The 5,496-nt window shown below is 72.2% G+C and carries 5 protein-coding genes; 1 reads left to right on the top strand and 4 read right to left on the bottom strand.

Features of this window, described 5'->3' with window-relative positions:
- Window positions 1-28: 28 nt before the first annotated feature.
- Genes ABZ260_RS45445 through ABZ260_RS45430 form a run of 4 tightly spaced genes read right to left on the bottom strand, consistent with a single transcriptional unit; the run spans window position 29 to window position 4,080 of the window.
- Complete coding sequence (locus ABZ260_RS45445) at window positions 29-607, bottom strand: condensation domain-containing protein (protein WP_355630580.1); 579 nt, start codon at window positions 605-607, stop codon at window positions 29-31.
- Window positions 608-627: 20 nt separating this feature from the next.
- The gene (locus tag ABZ260_RS45440) at window positions 628-1,236 is read right to left on the bottom strand and encodes a TIGR00730 family Rossman fold protein (RefSeq protein ID WP_355630577.1); all 609 of its coding nucleotides are present in this window, start codon (window positions 1,234-1,236) and stop codon (window positions 628-630) included.
- 10 nt (window positions 1,237-1,246) lie between these two features.
- Window positions 1,247-2,587 carry a crotonyl-CoA carboxylase/reductase gene (gene ccrA / locus ABZ260_RS45435; RefSeq protein WP_355630574.1) on the bottom strand — a complete coding sequence of 447 codons (1,341 nt, stop codon included), beginning with the start codon at window positions 2,585-2,587 and terminating at the stop codon, window positions 1,247-1,249.
- Window positions 2,584-4,080 (bottom strand): amino acid adenylation domain-containing protein, encoded by a 1,497-nt coding sequence (locus ABZ260_RS45430; RefSeq protein WP_350925210.1) that lies wholly within the window; start codon window positions 4,078-4,080, stop codon window positions 2,584-2,586. Before ABZ260_RS45430 ends, ccrA begins: the two co-directional genes overlap by 4 nt.
- Before the next feature lie 143 nt (window positions 4,081-4,223).
- Between ABZ260_RS45430 and ABZ260_RS45425 the strand changes: the two genes are divergently transcribed.
- On the top strand, window positions 4,224-5,496 hold a 1,273-nt coding region (locus ABZ260_RS45425; RefSeq protein ID WP_355630571.1), incomplete at its 3' end, for an acyltransferase domain-containing protein.

Below are 5,496 nucleotides of genomic sequence, written 5' to 3'. Positions count from 1 at the left end.
ACGAACGTGATCAGGCAGCAGACCCCCATCAGGGCGAACACCTTGAAGTAGGCCGCCTCGGTTCCGAACGTGGTCCCCGGCACGGTGGCGCCTGCCCCAGCTCCTCCAGCAGCGTGAACAGCGACCAGCCGTCGATCGCGATGTGATGGGTGACCCAGAGCAGCACGGGTGCCGCCGCCGGGCGCCGTACCAGCACGACCCGCAGCACCGGGCCGCGCTCCAGGTCGAACGGGCGGGCCGCCTCGGCGCCGAGCAGGGCCGCGAGGTCCTCCTCGGGCGCGAGGGCGACGACGCGGAAGTCCAGCTCCCCCTGCGGGGCGACCCGCTGCACCGGCGTGCCCTTGACGTGCCCGTACGTGGTGCGGAAGATCGGGTGCCGCGCCACCAGCCAGGCGAACGCGCCGCGCAGCGCCTCCGGGTCGGTCTCGCCGTGCACCGTCCAGGCGAACGGCATGTTGTAGGCGACGCTCGCCTCCTTGCGCACCCGGTCCATGAACCACAGGGACTGCTGGCCGTAGGAGAGCGGAAAGGGCGCGGCGCCCGATTTCATCAGCTTGGCGAGCAGGGCGCGCTTGTCCGCCTGGGACAGCGGCGCTCGGGTCTCCATCGAAGTCCTCCAGTGGGGGGTCAGGTCGCCGGGACGGTCAGACGCTCGACGAGGGAGACGGCCTCCTCGGGGGAGGCGACGGAGTGGAACATCGGCTGCCCGGCCAGGGAGATCAGCTCGAACCGCCGCAGGGTCTCGACCAGGCTGATGAAGCCGTCCCAGACGCCCTCGGCGTTCACGATGACCAGCGGTTTCTCGGACATGCCCAGGTAGGTGGCGGAGATCACCTCAAGGATCTCGTCCAGCGTCCCGTAGCCTCCGGGCAGCGCGATGAAGGCGTCCGCGCCGCGCAGCATGTGCTCCTTGCGCCGGTGCAGGCTGTCGGTCAGGTGCGTCTCCTGCGCCGGCGCCGCGATCGCCCGCTCCCGCTCGTACAGGAACCGGGGGATGATCCCACGGATGGTCGCGCCGGTCTCCGAGGCGGCCCACGCCACCTCACCCATCAGGCCGGAGCCGCCACCGCCGTAGATCAGGCGGTGGCCCCGCTGCCCGATGAGCCTGCCGGTCGCCCTGGCCATGTCGACGATGATCTGTGAGTTGCTCCGTCCCGCGCCGCAGAAGACGCAGATCTCCAGTGGTTTGCCGCCCCCGTGCACACCCGCGCCGGGTTGGAGGATCGTCGAGGTCATCGCTGTCTCCCTAGGAGGACCGGTAGCGCGTGATCGCCGGCAGGTGCCGTTCGCGGAGTTCGTGGTCGCGCACGCCGAGACCCTCGGCGGGGGCGAGGCAGAGCACGCCGATCTTGCCCTGGTGGGTGTTGCGGCGGACGTCGTGCACGGCCTCGGCGCTCTGCTCCAGGGCGTAGGTGCGCGACAGGGTCGGGTGGACGCGTCCCTGGGCGACGAGCCGGTTGGCCTGCCAGGCCTCGTGGTAGTTGGCGAAGTGCGTGCCGACGACGCGCTTGAGGCTCATCCACAGGTACCGGTTGTCGAAGGAGTGCATGAACCCGGTGGTGGAGGCGCAGGTCACGACCGTCCCGCCGCGCCGGCAGACATAGACGCTCGCGCCGAAGGTCTCCCTGCCGGGGTGCTCGAACACGATGTCGGGGTCGTCGCCGCCGGTCAGCTCGCGGATACGGCTGCCGAAGCGCCGCCATTCGGCGACGTCGGGGGTGTGCTCGTCGAGCCAGAAGGAGAAACCCTCCGCGGACCGGTCGATGATCAGGGAGGCGCCCGCCTTCCTGGCCAGCTCCGCCTTCTCGGGGGAGGAGACGACGCAGATCGGGGTGGCGCCGCCGTTCAGCGCGTACTGGGTGGCGTAGGAGCCGAGCCCGCCGGAGGCGCCCCAGATCAGCACGGTGTCGCCCTGCTTCATGGCCGCGCCGTTGCGCGAGACCAGCTGCCGGTAGGCGGTGGAGTTGACCAGGCCGGAGCAGGCGGCCTCCTCCCAGGTCAGGTGGGCGGGCATCGGCATCAGCTGGTTGGCCTTGACCAGCGCCAGCTCCGCCAGGCCACCGAAGTTGGTCTCGAATCCCCAGATCCGCTGCTGCGGGTCGAGCATGCTGTCGTCGTGCCCCTCGGGGTCCTCCAGCTCCACCGACAGGCAGTGCGCGACGACGCGGTCACCGGGCTTCCACTTGGTGACGCCGGGGCCCACCCGCAGTACGACGCCGCTGACGTCCGAGCCGAGCACGTGGTAGGGGAGGTCGTGGCGGCGGGCCAGCTCGCTGCGGCGGCCGTAGCGGCGCAGGAACCCGAAGGTGGGCACCGGTTCGAAGATCGCTGACCAGACGGTGTTGTAGTTGACCGAGCTGGCCATCACCGCCAGCAGTGCCTCGCCGGGACCGACCTCGGGGGTGGCGACCTCCTCGACGTGCAGCGATTTGCGCGGGTCCTTGTCCTCGCTGCGCATCCCGGCGAACATGTCGACCTCGTCGGCGTGCACGGTGACGCCCCAGTAGGACTCCGGTACGGCCAGCGCTTCGAAGTGGCCGGGGTCGCGCTCGCCGGACAGGATCGCGTCTCGGATCGCGGTGGTCATCGCGCTGCCTCCAGGGCGAGTCGGTCGAGCTTGCCGTTGGGGTTCAGGGGGAGGAGGGGAACGGTGCGGAACCGGGCGGGGACCATGTGCGCGGGCAGCCGCTCGCCGCACAGGGAGCGCAGTTCGCGGGGGGAGAGCGGGGTGCCGACCAGGTAGGCGACGATCAGCGGCTCGCCGCCGGGCGGGGTCCGCACGATCACGGCCGCGTCGCTCACGCCGGGCGTGCGTCGCAGCACGGCCTCGATCTCGCCCAGCTCGACGCGGAAGCCGCGGATCTTGACCTGGGAGTCGATACGGCCCAGATACTCGAAGGACCCCGACTCCAGCTGTCGTACCAGGTCGCCGGTGCGGTACCAGCGCCGCCGGCCGTCGCCCAGGTCGGCCACCGGGAACTTCTCGGCGTTGAGCGCCGGGCGGCCGACGTAGCCGGTGGCCAGGGCGGTGCCGCCCACCCACAGCTCGCCCTCGGCACCGGTGGGCACCGCGTGGCCGTCCGTGCCGACGACGGCGGTGCGGACGTGGCGCAGCGCCCGGCCGATGTTCGTGGGCCCCGAGGTGTCCTCCACCATCGCGCGGTCCACGACCGTGCAGGTGGAGAAGACCGTCGTCTCGGTGGGACCGTAGATGTTGACGATCTGTTCACGCCCGCCGGTCAGGTCCATCCAGGCACGGATGGTGTCGCGGTCGATGGCCTCGCCGCCGAAGATCAGGTAGCGCAGCGCGAGCGGCCGGGGGCTCTGCTCCATGGCCCAGGCCAGATACCTGAACATGCTGGGCACCTGGCAGAGTACGGTCACCCGCTCGGCGTCCAGTGTCGTCAGCAGCAGCCGTGGGTCGCGCCCGGCGGCGACCGGGACGGCGACCACGCGCCCGCCGTGCAGCAGCGCCCCCCACATCTCCCAGACCGAGAAGTCGAAGCAGTGGCTGTGAAACCAGCTCCACACGTCGCCGGATCCGAAGGAGAACCGCTCGCGGGCGGAGCGGAACAGCTCCAGCACCGCGCCCTCGGGGGTGGCGACGCCCTTGGGGGTCCCGGTCGAGCCGGAGGTGTAGATGATGTGGGTGGGGATCTCGCCGGAGCGCTCGACGGGCGGCAGCACGTCTCCGGTCGCCCCGGTGACCTCGACCCTCGGCACCCCGGCGAACGGCCATGGCCCGTCCGGGTCGGCACAGATCGCACGCAGCTCGCTGTCGCCGGCCATGAACCGCACCCGCTCGGCGGGGTAGTCGGGGTCGAGGGGGACGTAGGTGCAGCCGTGGCCGATCACCGCCACGATGGCGGCGACGACCCGCCAGGAGCGCCGCATGAAGATGCCGACCCGGTCGCCGGGGACCAGCCCCAGCTCGTCGAGCGAGCGGCGGATCTCGGAGGCGGCGCCCGCCAGTTCCGCGTAGCTCACGGATCGGTGTTCGTCGGTGACGGCGAGCGCGTCGGGCCGCCGCCGCACGTGCTCGTAGAAGGCCGAGGCCAGGGAGCCGAATTCTTCGTCCACAGATCAGGACGATCTCCAATAGCACGACATATGGGTATTCGTCGGCGGGCTAGGCTTCCCCCGGCGACCCGGCCGGGAGGCTAGGTGCCGTCCGCGTCCCGCGACGGAAGACGCCGGAGCCGCGCCTGGCGATGCTTCTCGGCATGAACGGTGTCGTTTTCGTCTTTCCCGGCCAGGGTGCCCAGTGGCGTGGCATGGGAAGTGCCCTGCTGGAGCAGGAACCGGTCTTCGCCGCGGCGATCCGGGAGTGCGAGCTCGCGCTCGAACCGTACACGGACCGATCCGTCACCGACGTGCTGGCGGGCAGGGCCGACGCCGACCGGATCGACGTGGTCCAGCCCGCGCTCTTCGCCCTCCAGATCGGGCTGGCCAGGCTCTGGGCGGCCAACGGCGTCGTACCCGCCGCGGTGGTCGGGCACAGCCTGGGCGAGCTCGCCGCCGCCCACGTGGCGGGCGCCCTGACCCTGGCGGAGGCGGCCAGGGTCGTCGGCGTCCGCAGCCGGCTCTACCGCAGGCTCAGCGGGGCGGGCGCCATGGCGCTGGTCGGCCTCGGCTGGGAGGAGACCGCGGCCCTGGTCGCCGAGCAGAACGATCACCGTAGGGCCGCACCCGAGATCCCCGGCGCCGGCCGGATCTGCCTGGCCGCCGCCAACGCGCCCGGCTCGACGGTGGTGACGGGCGACCACGACGCGGTCCACGCGCTCGTCGAACAGCTCCGCTGGGAGGACGTCTTCTGCCGCCTGGTCGGCGCCGACGTCGCCGGCCACAGCCACCACGTCGACCCCCTCCTGCCGGAGCTGCGCGAGGAACTGGCCGCCCTGGTGCCGAACCGCGCGGGGATCCCGCTCTGGTCGACCGTCATCGGCCGCCCCGGCGCGGTGCTCGACGCCGACTACTGGTGCCGCAACCTGCGCGAGCCCGTCCTGTTCTGGCCGGTGATCCGGCAACTCCTGGACGCGGGCTACGACACGTTCGTCGAGCTCAGCCCGCACCCCACCCTGCTGTCCGGGCTGCGCGGCATCGACGCCCGGCTGCTGGCGTCCGTGCACAAGGAGGACGGCGCCGCCTTCGCGGGCTCGCTCGCCCGCCTGCGCGAGGTGGAGCTCACCGCGGACGGCCCTCTGGGCGACCACCGGGTCGAGGGCCGGCCGGTCTTCCCCGGCGCCGGATACCTGGCGGCCGCCCTGGAACACTCCGGTGCGCTGGCCGGGGTGGAGTTCCACGCCCCGCTGCTCCTGGACACGCCGCGCCGCCTGGCCACCCGGCTCGACGGTGCCGCGATCGACCTCGTCGTCGAGGGGCGGACCCACGCCTCGGCCTCCCGCGCGACCCCGGACGAGAACTCGCCGCGGCCTTCCCGGTGTTCGCCGACGCCCTCGGCGCCGCCGCCGCGCACCTGGACGGCCACCTCGACCG

It is taken from the genome of Streptosporangium sp. NPDC006013 (assembly GCF_040614275.1).
GTDB lineage: Bacteria > Actinomycetota > Actinomycetes > Streptosporangiales > Streptosporangiaceae > Streptosporangium.
The sequence above is the reverse complement of the archived record's forward strand: the minus strand, read 5'-3'. Positions and strand labels throughout refer to the sequence as shown.